The organism is Neisseria sp. HMSC31F04 (assembly GCF_001807735.1).
Taxonomy (GTDB): Bacteria; Pseudomonadota; Gammaproteobacteria; order Burkholderiales; family Neisseriaceae; genus Neisseria; species Neisseria elongata.
Map to the genome: position 1 here is coordinate 23,439 of NZ_KV790814.1, position 16,807 is coordinate 40,245.

Below are 16,807 nucleotides of genomic sequence, written 5' to 3' on the forward strand. Positions count from 1 at the left end.
GTCCTGATTTAAATTTAATCCACTATATTATTTATATCGGGTTATTGCTTGTCGCGCTCCTGCCAGAAATACCGCCAGACAAATCCGGGGAAGGCGGCCACGAGGAAGAGGCAGACGGTTACGGCGTAAAACTCCCAATCCTGCGGATGGACGCTTCCCGCACGGCTTTCCAGCAGGTAAGCGAGCGCGGCGGTCAGCGCGAAGCCTGCGGCCAGTTCGATTAAGTGGTGGCCGATGTGTTTGCGTGCCATCGGTTTGACGGCGAACAGGCGGGTGGTCAGGAACGGCAGGTTGGCGAAGATGACGGCCAACAGCAGCAGTGTGTACATGGGTGCGGTCATGGTGTGCTTTCTTGTAGTGAAGATGGTTTCAGACGGCCTTTATGGTTCTGCATCATACTGGAGGCCGTCTGAAAATGTTTTCGGGCGGACGGTGCGGCTTTTCAGACGGCCACGGCGTTATTTCGGGCAGGCGTCTTGCCGTTTCGCGTCCCACCAATTGTCAATATGGCACTGCGCCTTTGCCGAGTAACGGATGCCTTCCATTTGATCGCGCTTATTCAGGTAACCGTTTCGGTCGGTATCGAGCCTGCGGAAACTTTCGCGGGTAATGGGAAAAGATACAGCCAACCCCTCAGGCACCCTGCCGATGGCCAGAAATTCTCTCAGGCTGACTTTATTGTCGTGGTTTTTATCGGCCTCTCTGATGAAGATTTCCGAAGGGGCTACTACGTCCAGCGCATAGGAGGGGGCGGCACTGCAACACAGTGCAAAAACAAATAATAAGGTTTTTTTCATTATCTTTTCTTCCGAATGGTGTCCGGCACTGCTTGAGGCCGTCTGAAAAGGCCGTCTGAAAAACAGGGGCAGATTTTTTATAGTCAATTCAAATGAAAACCGTCCATATCGATATTGGCTTACGCAAGGCGTTTTCTACTCCGGGCGGGAATGGCCACGCGGGTATTTCTTATTTCAATTTGCCATACCCTGCCGAGGCTTTGCTTTCAGACGGCCTCCTTCGTTATTTTACCCGCAAAATCCGCGGTTTCGCGACAAGCGGCCGTTACGCCGTCCGGCTTCAGGCAAACGGCGGTACGGCATAACCCGCCTGCCGCAGCAGTTCGCAGGTTTCATATGCGGGCAGGCCCATCACGCCGGTGAAACTACCCGACAGTTCGCGCACGAAAATGCCGCCCAAACCCTGTATGCCGTATGCGCCCGCCTTATCCAGCGGTTCGCGGCTGCGGATGTAGGCGGCGGTTTCGGCTTCGGTCAGCGGTTTGAAGGTAACGTGGTTGGTATTCAGTGCATGAAAGATGCGTCCTTGGTAGTGCAGGCAGACGGCGGTATACACCTGATGGCTGTGGCCGGAAAGGGCGAGCAGCATTTCGCGCGCATGTTCGGGCGATTCGGGCTTGCCCAGTATCTTGCCGTCCAGCGCGACGGTGGTGTCGGCAGCAATGACGGGGGCGGCGGGTTCGGGTTTGCCCGCCGCCTGCCAAACGGCAAGCGCGGCGGTGTTTTTTTCGGCGGCCAACCGTTGCACATACTCTGCGGCATCTTCTTGCGGCAACGGGGTTTCGTCTATATCGGCGGCAATGCGTTCGATACGGTAGCCGAGATTTTGCAGGATTTCGCGGCGGCGCGGGCTGGCGGACGCGAGATAAAGCAGCGGCGCGGTCATTTTTTGCCTTGTCCTTTCACAGAGGCGCGTTGCAGGACATCCAGCCAGCGGGTCGGCAGGATGCGTTTGAGATACCAAAAGGCAACCGTCGGCACGGTAACGAGATAACGGGCTTTGGGGCGGCGGTCGGTCAGGGCGCGGATGCAGACGGCGGCACATTCCTGTGCGCTCAGTGTAAACGGCACGGCCTCGCCTTCGGCCTGCAGGCGGTTGAGCTGGCAGCGGTAACTTTCGGCGTGGACGCTGTTTTCATAGTCGATGTGCTGCCTGAATTTAATCAAGGCATTGTCGCGGAAGCGGGTAGCGATGGGGCCGGGCTCGACCAGGCTGACGTGAATGTCTGTGCCGTGCAATTCGTGGCGCAAAGTGTCGCACATGCCTTCCAAAGCGAATTTGCTGCTGTTGTACGCGCCGCGCCAAGGCATGGCGGCAAAGCCCAAAATACTGCTGTTGACCAGGATGCGGCCGTGCCCCTGCCGTCTGAAAACGCGCATGGCGGCATTGAGGCACTCCCACGCGCCGAAAACGTTGGTTTCAAACTGTTCGCGCAGGGCTTGGCGCGGAACGTCTTCCACCGCGCCGACCTGCCCGTAGCCCGCATTGGAAAAGAATGCGTCGAGCGTGCCGCCCGTTTGGCTCAAAATGCCGTCGAAGGCCGTCTGAATGCTGCCGCTGTCGTCCACATCCAATTGCAGGGCATACGCGAAGCCTTCCCGGCGCAAACGTTCGACATCTTCCGCACGGCGGCAGGACGCGAACACCTGCCAACCCATTTGCCGCAGCATTTTGGCGGTTTCATAACCTATGCCGCTGGAACAACCGGTAATGAGGATAGATGGCATGGAGTAGTTTCCTTTCTTGACCTTTAACGCCTTCTTCTAAAGTTTCAACCCATAACTTTTTGCATTATAAAGAAATTTTCCAACAAAAATCTTTTGGAGAATATGATTTTGTTTATAGTATCTACCCCTGCTGCCGATATGGCCGACTGCAGTTCGAAATAGCGCGAACAAGGTTCTTTATCCCGAAAGATTCGGATTCTACCACCCGGCGGGCATGCCTGCCGACAAGGAATATGGGAATAGCTACGACGCGCTTAAACAGGGCAGTTACAGGGTTTGAAATATCCACTTCCAATACAACCTGCAATTGGGGCCGGTAGCCAACAAACCGACAAACAAACGTTACTACGCAAACCAATACAGCCGCCGCGCAAACAGTGGCAACTTCTACGGCAAACCGCGCAATGCCGTATTCAATCTGAAATGGAAGATGCAACCGTCTGACAAAATAAGGCCGTCTGAAAACCCGTTTCCACAGTTTTCAGACGGCCTTCAGGCTTTGATGGTAAATTCAGATAAGCCCCATATCGTCATTAGCTCACGCAAATCCGCTTCGTCATTCCCTCCTCCCGCGCGGGAATAACGAAGCAAACTTGCATAACCTCATAATCATATGGAAAATTCCCATTTTGAATTTCCAACACCCAGAGAAACCGTCATGGAACTCCAGGAACTCGACACATTAGACCTCAACGAAGCCCTTGCCGAAATCCTGCAAGCCCACGGCTATGCCTGCCAAACGCAGGGCGACAAAATCCTGCCCGCCTTCGCCGTGCCCGTGCAGCTCGAAACTTGGGCGTTTCCGCGCGAACATGCCAACGGCGCGGTGGTGAGCCGTTTCGATGTCGGCATGACCCTGCCCGACGGGCGCGAACTCTACGAATGCTGCGGCGACATCGGCGAGAATTTGGAAGAAGCCCTGTCGCGCAACCTGCACAGCTTCTGCACCAACAGCCTGCACGTTTTGCCGGACGCGTTCAACCCTGGTGAAAACCATTGCCCGCACGAAATCTGGACAGCCCGCAACGGCAATCGTTTCCAAGCCATCTTAGGCAACTGGACAACGAAAAATCCGGCCGAAGCCACCGACGGCGGCAATGCGGAAACAATCGGCGACATCATCCCCGAAGCACTGGAAAGTACGCTGCAAACTCTCATCTGCAATCAAAACCTCACAGCGCAATACCATCTAATCCGCTTCTTCTACGCCCAATCGGGCAACGAAACAATGAACGTGGAATTTATGATTGACAACCAAGACGATGCCGCCGACGAAGAAAAACAGCTGGCCGACCTCCCTTGGCCGCGCAGGGAAACCTATTACAGCATCCGCCGCTGCATCATACTCAAACCCTTGGATTCGGCATAAGCTACCCGAAACCGTACAACCCAACCCGTCTGCTAGATTTCAGGCCGTCTGAAAACCTGAAAGCAGCCTGCCCCTCCGACATCAAAGGAGACATCATGTCCTTCCACAACCACGAACACAACCACTCTCACGCCCACAGCACCAACACCCGCATCCTGCGCGTATCGCTGGCCGTGATTGCCGGCTTCATGCTGGTGGAAGCGGCGGCAGGCTGGCTCAGCGGCAGCCTCGCGCTCTTGTCGGACGCAGGACACATGTTTTCCGATGCCGCCTCGCTCGCCCTTGCCCTGTTCGCCTTCAAATGGGCGGAAAAGACCGCCAACTCGCAGAAAAGCTACGGCTACCAGCGCGTAGAAATCCTGGCCGCCGCGCTCAACGGCCTCACGCTGGTGGTAATGGCGGCATGGATTTTGGTCGAAGCCGTTATCCGCGCCTTCAAACCCGTGCCCGTGGCGGGCGGCGCGATGCTGGCGGTGGCCGTGCTCGGACTTTTGGTGAACCTGTTTGTCGCGTGGTATATGTTGCGCGGCGAGAAGGACAACCTGAACATGCGCGGTGCGTTTTTGCATGTGGTGGGCGATTTGCTCGGCTCTGTTGCCGCAGTGGCAGCCGGCCTGCTGATACAGTTTTACGGCTGGAACTGGGCGGACTTGGCAGCCAGCGCGGCGGTGGCCCTGTTGATTGGCAAAAGCGGATGGGGCGTGCTGGCAGGCAGCCTGCACATCCTGATGGAAGGCACGCCCAAAGGCACGGATTTGGTGAAAATTGCCGAAAACATTCAGAAAATCAACGGCATATTGGGCGTGCACGACTTGCACGCCTGGACAATTACCAGCAAAAAACACGCCATGTCCTGCCATGTGATCGTGCACAGCGACCTAACCGTGGCGGAGGCCGACGCGCTGGCCAAACAGGTGCAGGCCGTGGTGCAGGCGCACGGTATCGGCCACATCACCGTGCAAACCGAACCGGCAGACACCGATACGACATGCGTTCAGGCATGCGAACAAGTTTCGCACGGATGCGGGCACGCACATGACTGAAAATGCGGCAACACAGCCGAATCCGGTCAAACAGGCCGTCTGAAAGCAGGGAAGTGCTTTTCAGACGGCCTGTTTATTTTTTTGACCGTTCGGCCCTTTATGCCCTGCCCTCCCGTGAGGCAAAACAGACGGGATGCGGCGCAATCCGGTTTGGCGGACAAAAGGCAGGCCGCAAGAGGTAAAAAGGCTGTCTGAAAAACCGTTTGTACAGTTTTTCAGACGGCCTCCAAACAAAGCAGGTGCCTTATTTAAAACTTCCAATCTAATTTCAGGCTGACCGTACGCGGTTCGCCATAAAAGTTGTTCATACCCCGCGTGCGGTTGGCATTGTTCTCAAAATAAGTACGGTCGGCGAGGTTGGTACCGATGAGGTTGAGTTTGGCATGCGGGCCGAATTCATATTGCACGAAGCCGTCAATCAGGCCATATCCGCCCTGTTTGACGTTATAGAGGCTTTTGGTTTTGCTTTGTGCGGATACGCCGCCCCCTACGGTCAGCTTGGTGCGGGGGATGCGGTAGGAAGTCCCCAGCCGGAATATCTGTACGGGGGTATGGCTGCTGAAATTGAAGGCATCGTCGGCACGTTTGGTATTGGCTATTTGCCGGGCGTTTACTTCATCTTCGTTTTTAAATTTGCTTTTGTTGTATGTATAACCGGCAAAAATTTTCCAATTGTCGGTCATCTCGCCTGCCAATTCAAACTCAAAACCTTTGCTGCGGACGCTGCCTGCCGGACGGGCGATAGTCTGCCATTGCCCCTGGCCGTTGTCGCCGCGGACGTAGCCGAAATCGACAATCGTGCGGTTTTTCTGATCAAGGACGAAAATTGCCAGCGAACTGTTCAGACGGCCTTTCAAAAAGCTGCCTTTCCAGCCGATTTCGTAGTTGGTGCCGGTAAGCGGCGGCAGGAGTTGTTTGCTGCTGACGTCCACTTCATCCTGTTGTTTGAAAATCTTGGTGTAGCTGGCATAAAGGCTTTGCTGCGGGGTGAAGTCATAGGTGATGCCGGCATAAGGGGTGAATTTGTGCCCCTTCATGCGCGCGGTGTAGTGGTCGGCATCGGCAGCCAGCGAGGATTGGTTTTGGAAGGCGGATGCGGGGTCGCCGTTGCGCACGCTCATATCTTTCGATTGTGAGGACTTGTAGCGGGTGTAATGCATGCCGCCTAAAAGATGCAGTCTGTCGGTAGCGTTGAAGCGGGTGCTGACCGTAACGGCATGGGTTTCGTTTTTGTTGATGTAGCGGGAATAGTTGTATGCGGCCTTGGCTGCTGAAGGGTCGGTCTGCCCGGCGACGGCCACGGTCGCATTTTCACAGCCCCTGCGTTTGAACCAAACGTTGCCCCTGTCATTGTATTTATCCCAATCCGGTTCGGCCAGTTCGTTGCCTGTCATGCCGAGCGGCGACATTTGGAAAGGTATGGCTTCACATACGCCCGCTCCCGGATTGGAAGTTTTGACACGGTGGTTTCGATCGAAGATTTCCAAATAGTCTGACTGGATATTTTCATTATTATAGGTATAGCCGGTGTAGAAATCGTGGCTGCGGCCGAGGAGGCTGTATTTACCCGAAAGGTCGAGTTTGAAACCGTATTGGACATCTTTCTTTTTATGCCGCATGGTGCTGGCATCGAATTGAATGTGGTCGGTATCGCGCTTTCTTTTAGCCAATTTGTAGTTGTACATGTCATAAGCGTAGCTGTAATTGACAATACCCATCTTGCTCAGTTCTTCGGCGATATAACTGTCTTCGGTATACCATGCCCAGGGGTTTGCAGCTTCGGCTTTGGCTTTAGCCGCTTCATAGGCATTGCGGTCGAATTGTGTGGCGCGGTATTGCGTTTTGGCCTGTTCGTATGCCTCTCCATCTTTTCGCTTCTCTTCGGCCAGTATCCGTCTGACTTCGTCATCAGGCGTGTCATACGGTACGATGGTGCCGTTAGGCAGGATGGCTCCCGTGGCGGGGCTGCCCGCTATGCCGGCAGTGTGTTCGTTGCGCAGGAAAAACTGTCCGACTTTGGCATCCGAACGGTTTTTTGTATAGGACGCTTCAGCATTGAGCCGCCAACCATTGTCGAAATCGTATTTAAAACCGGAAAAAAGATTGGTTTTATCGGCACGCAAACGCGACCAATCCATACCGAGGTAGGTATTTCGCGGCAGCCTGACGGGATTATTGCAGTTGTTTTCGAAAACGCTGTATGCCTTAGGGTTTTCGCATGGCAGCATCACTCCTGCAAAATCAGGAACTTCTTTGCTTTTCTGATGCATGCCGCCGAAAGTGAGAATGCCGTGGTCGCCGATATCGGTTTCTACAATGCCGTAGAGCATATTCTTTTTGCCCCACATTTTGTCTTTGAACGATTTATGGTCATCGTATACGCCGACTAATCGGCCACGCACGCTCTGTTCTTTGTTAAGACTGCCGGAAACGTCAAGCATCAGGCGTTTGCTGCCTCGCTGGTCGGTAGAAATCTCCCCCGTATGTTTAAAGGCAGAAGTCGGTCGTTTTCTAATGAGGTTGATGGTGCCGCCCGGTTCAGAGTTGGACTGCGTCAGGCCGGTTGCACCGCGCACAACTTCGATATGGTCGTAAACCGATAAGTCGGTACTGGGAGAAACATCAATTCTTGCCGTATAGCCGGAGCGTCCGGCCACATTGGTGGTGATGCTGTCTTCGCCGATTTGATCCACATAAAAACCGCGTGATAAAAACCGTGTCTGCAAGCCCGAATCACGTACAACGTTTACTCCCGTGGTATTTCTCATCGCCTCTTCAAGTGTATGGATGGCTTTGTCGTCAAGTTGCTGGCGGGTAATGACGCTCACAGACTGCGGGGTGTCTTTGCCTGAAATTCTCAGGCCCGTGGCGGTGGACATGCTGCCTATGGTATAGGATTTACTTTGTTCGGTTTTGTCGTTCCGCCGCGTGGCAGTAACGGTTACGCTTTCGAGTGTCCCACCTTCCGATACGGGTGGCTCGACCGCATCGGCCAAAGTATTTTGATAACAGGCTAACAACATAATCGGTAATATTTTTTGCTTCAAATTCGGAGTCATTTTTTCTGCTCTAAACAAATCAAGTTATTTAACGTTAAGAAGACATACAACATCATGTTAAAAAATTAAAATTTAATTATCCTAAATAATAATTAATTTTAATTTTTATTTGAAAATGTAAATTCTAATAGATTTTTTTACTAATTTAAATAATAAGAACCATTTTTATCCTATCCAATCATTTAATCGACTGAATTTTTTATTAAATTAAAAATATAAAATTCCGGATGCAAAAAAAGCCTTTACCGAAGTAAAGGCCGTCTGAAAAGTACGGGGGATTTTTGTATCTAATCGCATGGAAGGCAAAGGCTGATAATGCCTTATCGATTCCGCCGGAGCGTTTGATGTTTCCAAACGGCTTGCAAAGAAAGTGCCATCCGCATCAACAAGAAGCCGTCTGAAAAAATGGGAGGGCTAATGGATTTCCTGCCCTGCCGTCCATACCAAATCGCAGATGCCGTTCGTCGGGGCGAAGGCGGTCGGGGCGGCGAGCAGGATGCGGCGCAATTCGGTTTGGTTGCCGCTGTCGCAGGCAGCCGAAAGTTGCACCAACAGGTTTTCCAGTTGCGGCCAAGGAAGCATAGTTTCGCTGGCGGTCAGGATGCGGGGGTGGCCTGTCGGAACGGCGTTGTCGCCGATAATCAGTTCTTCGTACAGCTTTTCGCCCGGACGCAGGCCGGTGATGCGGATTTCGATGTCGCCTTTGGGATTGGCCGCATCTTTCACGTCCAAGCCGCTCAGCCGTATCATCTGCCGCGCCAGGTCGATGATTTTCACCGATTCGCCCATGTCCAAAACAAATACGTCGCCGCCTTTGCCCATCGCGCCCGCCTGTATCACCAGCTGGGCGGCTTCGGGGATGGTCATAAAGTAGCGGGTGATGTCGGGATGGGTAAGCGTAACGGGCCCGCCGGCAGCGATTTGCTGCTCAAAGGCCGGAACGACCGAACCGGACGAACCCAATACGTTGCCGAAGCGCACCATGCAGAAGCGGGTTTGGCAGCCCGTTTCCGCCGCCAAGGCCTGCAAGACGAGTTCGGCCATGCGTTTGCTCGCGCCCATGGTGTTGGTGGGGCGCACGGCTTTGTCGGTGGAAATTAAGACGAAGGTCGCCACGCCGCATTCTTGTGCCGCACGGGCGCAGGCCAGTGTGCCGAACACGTTGTTGCGTATGCCTTCTATGGTGTTGAGCGCGACCAGAGGGACGTGTTTGTAGGCGGCGGCGTGGTAGATAGTTTCCACTCCGAACGCCTGCATGACGTTTTTCAGACGGCCTTTGTCCTGCACAGAACCCAAAAGCGGCAAAATTTCAATATTGCCGCCCTGCCGCCGCGCCAAATCCTGCAATTCTCGTTCGATGGTGTAGAGCGAATATTCGGATAGTTCAAACAATACCAGCTTCGCCGGACGGCGGCCGACTATCTGGCGGCACAGTTCCGAACCGATGGAACCGCCCGCGCCCGTTACCATCACTGTTTTGCCTTCGATGTCGCGCGCCATCAGTTCGGCCATCGGCTCGACCGGCTCGCGTCCCAACAGGTCGGCCACCGATATTTTTTTCAGCAGACCGATGTGGATGCGGCCGTCCACCAAATCCTTCATGCCCGGAATCGCCAGCACTTCGCAGGGGTAAGCCTCAAGACTTTGCAGGATTTCCCGCCGCCTTTCCGCACCCGCGCTGGGCATGGCCAGCAGGATTTTCTTCACGCCGTAGCGCGCAATCAAATCGGCGGTTTCAGACGGCCTGAACACGGGCAGATCGCCGACGATGGTATGTTGCAGTCGCGGATTGTCGTCCACAAAGGCCACGGCGCGGTATTCGTTCACCTGCTTCATCGCTTCAATCAGCTGCCGTCCCGACTGTCCCGCACCGTACACGATGACGGGCGCGGCGGCATTGCGTTCACTGCGTTCGGTCAAAATCAGTCGCAACAGCAGGCGCGATCCGGCAATCAGCACCACCATCAAAAAGAAGAACACCACCGGCAAGGCCAGGCGCAGTTGTTTTTCAAACAACAAGACGCTGAAGAAAAACAGCAGCATGGATGCGAAACTGCCGAACAGCGCAACCGCCAAAATCCGCAGGCTGATGTAGCGCGTTACGGCGCGGTACAGTCCCAACCGGACAAACAGCAAGACTGTAAACACCGTTGTGGCCGCTAAAGCCTGCCAGTTGGCGGGGTCGTACCATTCGTGGTCGTAATCGGCTTTCAGGCTTTGGGTAAACCAGAAGGCGCAGAAAATCAACACTGTGTCGTGGATGACGAACAGGATTTTTTTGGTACGGCGCGGCAGGGCGAGCAAGGTTTCGAGCATCATGAATGGGTAATCGGCTGCCGCGTACGTTAAAACGGCAGGCCGTCTGAAAACGGTAAAAGGCCGCTATTATAAAGCCGTCGGCCGCAATCGTCGGTTTTTGCCGCCGGAGAATGCGGCAGGATGGGCGGTTTTGCAACAGGCCGTCTGAAAAAACGGTTCAGGGTGAAATCAAGTCAGACAGGACGGTTCGACTGCCTTCGCCGCATGGTTTTCAGGATGTAAAAGGAAGGAGTAAGCAAGAAGATGACGGGCAAACCGCCGAAGTTCCTAGGAAGAAGGTCGGTTGGGCGGGCAAACGAAAAGTGCGGATAAAAGAATGAAGGTAAGTAAAAACCGTTGCAAGGAATAAAGGCTTCACCGGTATGTCGGCAAAAACAAAAAAGGCCGTCTGAAAACTTTCAGACGGCCTGATGTTATCTAAACAAGACGGTTAGTTTTTAGCTTTGCCAAAACCGAATACGGTTTTAGTAGCCTGCCATGCGAAGCAGCACGCACCGCCGATAAAGATTAAGTCAGACAAGGTACGGATCCAGCGCAGAGTTTCCAGCAAGTCTTGTTGCAGGAAGTTTTCGCTGCGGGCATACCACAAACCGGTCGAGATGCTGGCGGCAGCCTGAATCGCACCAATCGGCAGCAAGCTGGTGGCAATCATGCCGACCAAACCGCCGTTCAGCATCCAGAAGCCCCAAGTCATCAGTTTGTCGTTGAAGTGTTCTTCCGGTTTCAAGTACAGGGCAACCAGCAATACGAAGCCCAAAGCCAAGAAGCCGTATACACCGAACAAGGCTCCATGTGCATGAACTGCGGTAGTGTTCAAACCTTGGATGTAGAACAGAGAAATCGGCGGGTTGATCAAGAAGCCGAACACACCGGCACCGATCATATTCCAGAAGGCTACGGCAACGAAGCACATCAGCGGCCAACGCAGACGTTTCGCCCAAGGAGCGGAGTTTTGATAAGACCAGTGTTCGTATGCTTCACGACCCAACAGAATCAGCGGCACAACTTCCAAAGCGGAGAAGCAGGCACCGATGGCCATAGAAGCCGAAGTCGAACCGGAGAAGTACAAGTGGTGCAGCGTACCCGGGATACCGCCCAACATAAAGATGGCGGCAGCGGCCAAAGTAGCGGCAGTGGCAGTATTGCGGCGGACAAATCCCATGTTGTAGAAGATGAAGGCGAAGGATGCGGTTGCAAACACTTCGAAGAAACCTTCCACCCACAGGTGAACCACCCACCAACGCCAGTATTCCATTACCGCAATCGGAGAATGCTCGCCGTAGAACAGGCCGGGCGCATAGAACACACCCACACCGAACATGGAAGCCACAAAAATGGCCAACAGGTTTTTATCGGTATTTTTCTCTTTAAACGCAGTAAAGGTACAGCGAACCATCAGGAACAGCCACAACAACAGGCCGACCATCAGCAGCAATTGCCAGAAACGACCCAAGTCCAAGAACTCATAACCTTGGTGGCCGAACCAGAAGTTCATGGCCGCAGGCATGTTGTCGCTCAAGGCAAGGAAGTTGCCGCCGTAAGAACCCAATACCACGATAAACAGTGCGATATACAGGAAGTTCACACCTGCACGTTGGAATTTCGGATCTTTACCGCCGTTGATAATCGGAGCCAGGAACAGACCCGCAGTCAGGAAGCCTGTGGCAATCCAGAAAATTGCGGACTGAATGTGCCAAGTACGTGCCAAGGCATAAGGCAGCCAATCAGAGAAGTTGATGCCGTAGAAATGCTGGCCTTCAATGGTGTAGTGAGCAGTCAAGCCGCCCAGCAGCACCTGTGCCACAAACAGCGCGACAGTCAGGAATACATATTTGCCCAAAGCTTTCTGCGACGGAGTCAGCTGGATTTTAGACAGCGGATCTTCTGCAGGAGGTTGCACCTCTTCATGTTTTGTCAGGAAAGAGTAACCCCACAACAATAAGCCGATACCGCTCAACAACAAGACGATACTGGTGAACGACCACATATAGTTTTCAGTAGTCGGCACGTTGTTGATTAACGGCTCGTGCGGCCAGTTGTTGGTGTAGGTAAACTCTTTATCCGGGCGGTTGGTCGATGCAGACCAAGCTGTCCAGAAGAAGAAGTTAGTCAATTTTTTACGCGCCTCTTCGCTTGGCAATGTATTGTTTTTCATTGCAAAGTTATCACGCGTTTGAACCATGTCGGGATCATTGCCGTACAACTTGATGTAATACGGCGCAACCGCCTCAATGGCTTTTTGACGGGTTTCGCTGATGACAACCGTTCCGTCTTCTTTTACTCTGGACTGGTTACGGTATTCGTCAGCCAATTGCGTACGCAAAGTCGCCTGTTGCGCAACATCCAATTGTTCGTAGTTTTTACCGAATTGAGCCTGTGCAGTGAAGTCCAACCAGGCAACCAATTCGCGGTGCAGCCAGTCGGCAGTCCAGTCCGGAGCCTGATAAGCACCGTGACCCAAGATAGAGCCGACCTCCATACCGCCGGTAGACTGCCAAGCCGATTGGCCGGCCAAAATATCATCCTTGGTCATCAACACCTGACCGGACGCCGTTACAACTTTTTCGGGATATGGCGGAGCTTTTTTATAAACCTCCGAACCCATATAACCCAGGATGGTAAAGCAGACTGCCAGCACTGCAAACAGCAGGTACCAGAGCTTCTTATATTGTCCCATAATAAACTCCTTGGGTGGTTGTGTTAAAATTCATGAAATATGAATGTTAAAAATTGTAGCACGACTAACACGGGAAATAAAGCAATCTGCCTGAAACATCTGTGGCAGTTGACCAACATCATACAAGCAGAAAATAATGTAAATTCGTGCACAATTCTAAATATAAGCGCAGAATAAATCGGTTTCCTATATTTTAAGCCCTAATTATGTTATGTTGAAACATGTAAAACTAACGAAATAAAATGTTAATGCCGCCTATTTGACTTATATCAAATAAATGTTAAGATAGGTAATCCATAATGCCATTACTTAATTTGTAAACGTAACCCAGTAAAAGGAAAGTACCTTATGAAACGCCAAACTTTAGCTGCCCTGATTACTTCGGCATTTGTTTTAGCGGCCTGTAATGGTCAGCAACAAGCCTCACAGCAACCTGCCGCACAAGGAACTCAGACTACAGCTTCTTCTACCCCGTCCGCTCCGGATGTAGCTCCCCAAACTGCAGAGGCAGATGTTCCCGTTGACCAGTTACCTGTTATCGATGCAGTTATGACCCATGCTCCGGAAGTACCTCCCCCGGTAAACCGCGATCACGCTGCTTTAGTTAAAGTAAAAATGGAAACCATCGAAAAAACCATGAAAATGGCTGATGGCGTTGATTACACTTACTGGACATTCAACGGTGACGTTCCAGGTCAAATGATCCGTGTGCGTGAAGGCGATACCGTGGAAGTAGAATTCTCCAACAACCCAAATTCTACCGTACCTCATAACGTTGACTTCCACGCTTCTACCGGCCCTGGCGGTGGTGCTGCTGCTACATTTACCGCACCCGGCCGCACTTCTACTTTCCGCTGGAAAGCACTGCAAGCCGGCCTGTACATCTATCACTGTGCTGTGGCCCCGGTAGGTATGCACATCGGTAACGGTATGTATGGTTTGGTCTTGGTTGAGCCTAAAGAAGGCCTGCCGAAAGTAGACAAAGAGTTCTACATCGTTCAAGGCGACTTCTACACCAAAGGCAAATACGGCGAGCCTGGCTTGCAACCTTTTGATATGGATAAAGCCATCCGTGAAGATGCAGATTACGTAGTATTTAACGGTCACGTTGGTGCTATTGCAGGCGATAACGCGCTGAAAGCCAAAGTAGGTGAAACCGTACGTATGTACGTAGGTAACGGTGGTCCGAACTTGGTGTCTTCTTTCCACGTTATCGGTGAAATCTTCGACAAAGTATATGTTGAAGGCGGCAAACTGATTAACGAAAACGTACAAAGCACCCTGATTCCTGCAGGTGGTGCAGCTATGATTGAGTTTAAAGTTGATATTCCTGGCAGCTTTACCATTGTTGACCACTCTATCTTCCGTGCATTTAACAAAGGCGCTTTGGGTCAATTGGTTGTAGAAGGTGAAGATCATCCAGAAGTAATGACCAAAAAACTGAGCGATGAAGCCTATAAAGGTACTGGCGCAGCAGCAGGTGCAGCTTCTGGTGCTTCTGGTGCTTCAGCTCCTGCAGCACCAGCCTCCTCAGCCTCAGGTTCTTCCAATCCTTATGGCGGTGAAGAAGGTCATTAATAGTTAATTTGGTTTTATAGAGCCAATAATGGCATCTATATTCTTGAATGAGAGGCCGTCTGAAGATATTTTTATAATTCAGATAAATCGGAATTCAGGTAATATAGATGCCTTTTTTCAATTACTATAAATATACTTTTTTGAGCTAAAACAACTTATTGCAAGATTAGTGCAGCTAAAATAATAAAATACTAATTTAATTGAGGAGCAAAAAATGAAATCTACCTTATTAACCCTCATTGTCAGCTGTCTATTCTTTTCTGCTTGTACCGATCAAAGTCAAACCAACACCCAGCAGACAACTGCAGAAACTCCAAAAAATACAAACGTATCTGCCGTTACTGAACAACCTGCCGTTGCACCTAAACAAGCAAGTGAACCCCAAGTTGATAAGAGACTAAAGGCAGGGAAAGACATTTACGATAAACGATGTAAAGCCTGTCATGGTGCAGACGGAATGGGGGCAAACGACTCACTGCCTCCGCTTGCTAAATCAGACTATTTTTCGGAAGATAAAATGCAATTGGTAGCCTCTATCGCCAAAGGCATACGCGGACAAATTACCGTCAATGGAAAGACATACGATGGCATCATGCCCGCCCTGCCTATGAAAGACGAAGAGCTTGCAGCGGTTTCTACCTATGTATTAAATATGTTTGACAACAAAGGTGGGGAAATTACTGTTGAAGAAATTGCCACCTTCCGAGCAGGGAAATAATCTTTCTCTCTCGACAGGACACATGTAAATCATCCAACATGAGGAAATTATGAAAAACTCTATTTTTTATACACTATTACTTACAAGCGCAGCATTATCTTCAGCGGCAGATATGGCAGACATTAGCGGCGGCACCTACCGGCCGCTTTACTTGGCCGCTGATGCCCCGCTAACTAAAGTGTCTTCTTATAAATTAGACAAACTACCTGTAACCAATGCACAATTCTTTGAATTCGTAAAGAAAAATCCACAGTGGCAACGCGGAAAACTCAGCAGCAAACAGGGTGACAAACATTATCTCTCACACTGGATTAAAGATGGTAACGGTTTTGCTCCCAAAAAAGAAGACTTGAACAAACCAGTTGTATTTATTTCATGGTTTGCAGCCAATGCTTATTGTACTGCCCAAGGTAAGCACCTACCCACTATCAACCAGTGGGAATATGCCGGACAAGCATCCGAACTCAAGCCAAACGGAGCTAATGAAAAAGCTTATAAAGACACCATCCTTAACTGGTATGCACAAGGCAGCCGACAGGGTTTGCGTGATGTAGGCCGTATGAAACCCAATTATTGGGGCATCTACGATATGCACGGCCTAATTTGGGAATGGACTGAAGATTTCAACAGCAGTCTGTTAAACTCCGGAGGTGTAGATAGTGCCATGTTCTGTAGTGGTGCAGCAGCAGGAGCTACTGATCCTACAAACTACGCAGCGTTCCTACGCTATGGTTTCCGTACAAGCCTACAGTCAAAATTTTCAGTGCATAACCTAGGCTTCCGCTGCGCACAATAAAAATTAGCGACTGAATGGCCATCTGAAAATATTCCACTAAAAAAGCATTAGTTTCTTCAAATGCTCTTACCGAAATTTAGGAATAGAAAATAAAAAGGGAATGATAAATTTATCTTAATCAATACCCAAGATAATTCCTCCAATCCCTTCATTTCACAAAACAGTTAGTCTGCCTTAGATAACTAAGGCAGACTAATTCAAAAAAGCCGAATAGCTAACACCATTCGGCTTTCATTTATTTCAATATTTATTGAACTTTAATTTCTACATCAACACCGGCTGGCAAGTCCAGTTTCATCAGTGCGTCGGTAGTTTTGTCAGTCCAGTCCACGATGTCCATCAGGCGCAAGTGGGTGCGGATTTCCAATTGTTCACGAGAAGTTTTGTTCACGTGTGGAGAACGCAGAATGTTGAAACGCTCGATTTTAGTCGGCAACGGAATCGGACCTTTTACAACGGCGCCGGTACGTTTTGCAGTTTCAACAATTTCTTGAGCAGAACGGTCGATCAGGCTGTAATCATAAGCTTTCAGGCGGATACGGATTTTTTGGTTTGCCATTTATCGATATCCTTCAATTAAGCGATGATAGAAGAAACCACGCCCGCACCTACGGTACGACCGCCTTCGCGAATCGCAAAGCGCAGACCTTCTTCCATAGCGATCGGTGCAATCAATTCTACAGTGATGGCTACGTTCTCACCAGGCATAACCATTTCTACACC

14 protein-coding genes and 1 pseudogene are annotated in these 16,807 nt (G+C 51.1%); 6 read left to right on the forward strand and 9 right to left on the reverse strand.

Translation table 11 applies throughout. The features are described 5' to 3' along the window. Window positions 1-41: 41 nt before the first annotated feature. The 4 genes from HMPREF3107_RS07605 to HMPREF3107_RS07625 form a co-directional block, all read right to left on the reverse strand. Complete coding sequence (locus HMPREF3107_RS07605; protein ID WP_049249920.1) at window positions 42-341, reverse strand: DUF2818 family protein; 300 nt, start codon at window positions 339-341, stop codon at window positions 42-44. 117 nt (window positions 342-458) lie between these two features. Further along, window positions 459-797 carry an EF-hand domain-containing protein gene (locus tag HMPREF3107_RS07610; RefSeq protein ID WP_070454764.1) on the reverse strand — a complete coding sequence of 113 codons (339 nt, stop codon included), beginning with the start codon at window positions 795-797 and terminating at the stop codon, window positions 459-461. Window positions 798-1,077: 280 nt separating this feature from the next. After that, window positions 1,078-1,683, reverse strand: a complete 606-nt coding sequence (locus HMPREF3107_RS07620; RefSeq protein ID WP_070454766.1) for a Maf family protein — start codon at window positions 1,681-1,683, stop codon at window positions 1,078-1,080. Beyond that, window positions 1,680-2,525, reverse strand: a complete 846-nt coding sequence (locus tag HMPREF3107_RS07625) for an SDR family NAD(P)-dependent oxidoreductase (RefSeq protein WP_070454767.1) — start codon at window positions 2,523-2,525, stop codon at window positions 1,680-1,682. Before HMPREF3107_RS07625 ends, HMPREF3107_RS07620 begins: the two co-directional genes overlap by 4 nt. A 307-nt stretch (window positions 2,526-2,832) precedes the next feature. Between HMPREF3107_RS07625 and HMPREF3107_RS11905 the strand changes: the two genes are divergently transcribed. The 3 genes from HMPREF3107_RS11905 (at window position 2,833) to HMPREF3107_RS07635 (ending at window position 4,937) form a co-directional block, all read left to right on the forward strand. Further along, window positions 2,833-3,108: a hypothetical protein gene (locus HMPREF3107_RS11905; RefSeq protein WP_003770848.1), complete on the forward strand. Its 276-nt coding sequence runs from the start codon at window positions 2,833-2,835 to the stop codon at window positions 3,106-3,108. A gap of 75 nt (window positions 3,109-3,183) precedes the next feature. After that, window positions 3,184-3,894, forward strand: a complete 711-nt coding sequence (locus HMPREF3107_RS07630; RefSeq protein WP_070454778.1) for a DUF6348 family protein — start codon at window positions 3,184-3,186, stop codon at window positions 3,892-3,894. Window positions 3,895-3,989: 95 nt separating this feature from the next. After that, window positions 3,990-4,937 (forward strand): cation diffusion facilitator family transporter, encoded by a 948-nt coding sequence (locus HMPREF3107_RS07635; RefSeq protein ID WP_070454768.1) that lies wholly within the window; start codon window positions 3,990-3,992, stop codon window positions 4,935-4,937. A gap of 248 nt (window positions 4,938-5,185) precedes the next feature. Here HMPREF3107_RS07635 and HMPREF3107_RS07640 read toward each other — a convergent pair whose 3' ends face one another. The 3 genes from HMPREF3107_RS07640 to HMPREF3107_RS07655 form a co-directional block, all read right to left on the reverse strand. After that, a complete protein-coding gene (locus HMPREF3107_RS07640; protein ID WP_070454769.1) occupies window positions 5,186-7,996 on the reverse strand; it encodes a TonB-dependent siderophore receptor in 2,811 nt (936 codons plus the stop codon). A 414-nt stretch (window positions 7,997-8,410) separates the two neighbouring features. After that, entirely contained in the window at window positions 8,411-10,315 is a 1,905-nt protein-coding gene (locus HMPREF3107_RS07645) for a polysaccharide biosynthesis protein (RefSeq protein WP_070454770.1), read from the reverse strand. Between the two features lie 430 nt (window positions 10,316-10,745). Beyond that, complete coding sequence (locus HMPREF3107_RS07655; RefSeq protein WP_070454772.1) at window positions 10,746-12,992, reverse strand: nitric-oxide reductase large subunit; 2,247 nt, start codon at window positions 12,990-12,992, stop codon at window positions 10,746-10,748. A 348-nt stretch (window positions 12,993-13,340) separates the two neighbouring features. Here HMPREF3107_RS07655 and nirK point away from each other — a divergent pair, with 348 nt between their 5' ends. The 3 genes from nirK to HMPREF3107_RS07670 all read left to right on the forward strand — a co-directional run bounded on the left by nirK (window position 13,341) and on the right by HMPREF3107_RS07670 (window position 16,084). Continuing rightward, complete coding sequence (nirK, locus tag HMPREF3107_RS07660; protein WP_070454773.1) at window positions 13,341-14,570, forward strand: copper-containing nitrite reductase; 1,230 nt, start codon at window positions 13,341-13,343, stop codon at window positions 14,568-14,570. A gap of 214 nt (window positions 14,571-14,784) precedes the next feature. Continuing rightward, window positions 14,785-15,288 (forward strand): c-type cytochrome, encoded by a 504-nt coding sequence (locus HMPREF3107_RS07665; protein ID WP_070454774.1) that lies wholly within the window; start codon window positions 14,785-14,787, stop codon window positions 15,286-15,288. A 49-nt stretch (window positions 15,289-15,337) separates the two neighbouring features. Next, window positions 15,338-16,084, forward strand: coding sequence for a formylglycine-generating enzyme family protein (locus HMPREF3107_RS07670; RefSeq protein WP_040665716.1), 747 nt, complete (start codon window positions 15,338-15,340; stop codon window positions 16,082-16,084). 247 nt (window positions 16,085-16,331) lie between these two features. Here HMPREF3107_RS07670 and rpsJ read toward each other — a convergent pair whose 3' ends face one another. Both rpsJ and HMPREF3107_RS11560 read right to left on the reverse strand, forming a co-directional pair. Then, window positions 16,332-16,643, reverse strand: coding sequence for a 30S ribosomal protein S10 (gene rpsJ / locus HMPREF3107_RS07675; protein WP_002642322.1), 312 nt, complete (start codon window positions 16,641-16,643; stop codon window positions 16,332-16,334). 17 nt (window positions 16,644-16,660) lie between these two features. After that, window positions 16,661-16,807: pseudogene (locus HMPREF3107_RS11560) on the reverse strand (elongation factor Tu); the annotation flags it as partial.

Excerpts from the sequence above, each read along its gene's own strand:
- HMPREF3107_RS07605 (WP_049249920.1), bottom strand. The coding sequence starts at position 341 with ATGACCGCACCCATGTACACACTGCTGCTGTTGGCCGTCATCTTCGCC.
- HMPREF3107_RS07610 (WP_070454764.1), bottom strand. The coding sequence starts at position 797 with ATGAAAAAAACCTTATTATTTGTTTTTGCACTGTGTTGCAGTGCCGCC.
- HMPREF3107_RS07620 (WP_070454766.1), bottom strand. The coding sequence starts at position 1,683 with ATGACCGCGCCGCTGCTTTATCTCGCGTCCGCCAGCCCGCGCCGCCGC.
- HMPREF3107_RS07625 (WP_070454767.1), bottom strand. The coding sequence starts at position 2,525 with ATGCCATCTATCCTCATTACCGGTTGTTCCAGCGGCATAGGTTATGAA.
- HMPREF3107_RS07630 (WP_070454778.1), top strand. The coding sequence starts at position 3,184 with ATGGAACTCCAGGAACTCGACACATTAGACCTCAACGAAGCCCTTGCC.
- HMPREF3107_RS07635 (WP_070454768.1), top strand. The coding sequence starts at position 3,990 with ATGTCCTTCCACAACCACGAACACAACCACTCTCACGCCCACAGCACC.
- HMPREF3107_RS07640 (WP_070454769.1), bottom strand. The coding sequence starts at position 7,996 with ATGACTCCGAATTTGAAGCAAAAAATATTACCGATTATGTTGTTAGCC.
- HMPREF3107_RS07645 (WP_070454770.1), bottom strand. The coding sequence starts at position 10,315 with ATGATGCTCGAAACCTTGCTCGCCCTGCCGCGCCGTACCAAAAAAATC.
- HMPREF3107_RS07655 (WP_070454772.1), bottom strand. The coding sequence starts at position 12,992 with ATGGGACAATATAAGAAGCTCTGGTACCTGCTGTTTGCAGTGCTGGCA.
- nirK (WP_070454773.1), top strand. The coding sequence starts at position 13,341 with ATGAAACGCCAAACTTTAGCTGCCCTGATTACTTCGGCATTTGTTTTA.
- HMPREF3107_RS07665 (WP_070454774.1), top strand. The coding sequence starts at position 14,785 with ATGAAATCTACCTTATTAACCCTCATTGTCAGCTGTCTATTCTTTTCT.
- HMPREF3107_RS07670 (WP_040665716.1), top strand. The coding sequence starts at position 15,338 with ATGAAAAACTCTATTTTTTATACACTATTACTTACAAGCGCAGCATTA.
- rpsJ (WP_002642322.1), bottom strand. The coding sequence starts at position 16,643 with ATGGCAAACCAAAAAATCCGTATCCGCCTGAAAGCTTATGATTACAGC.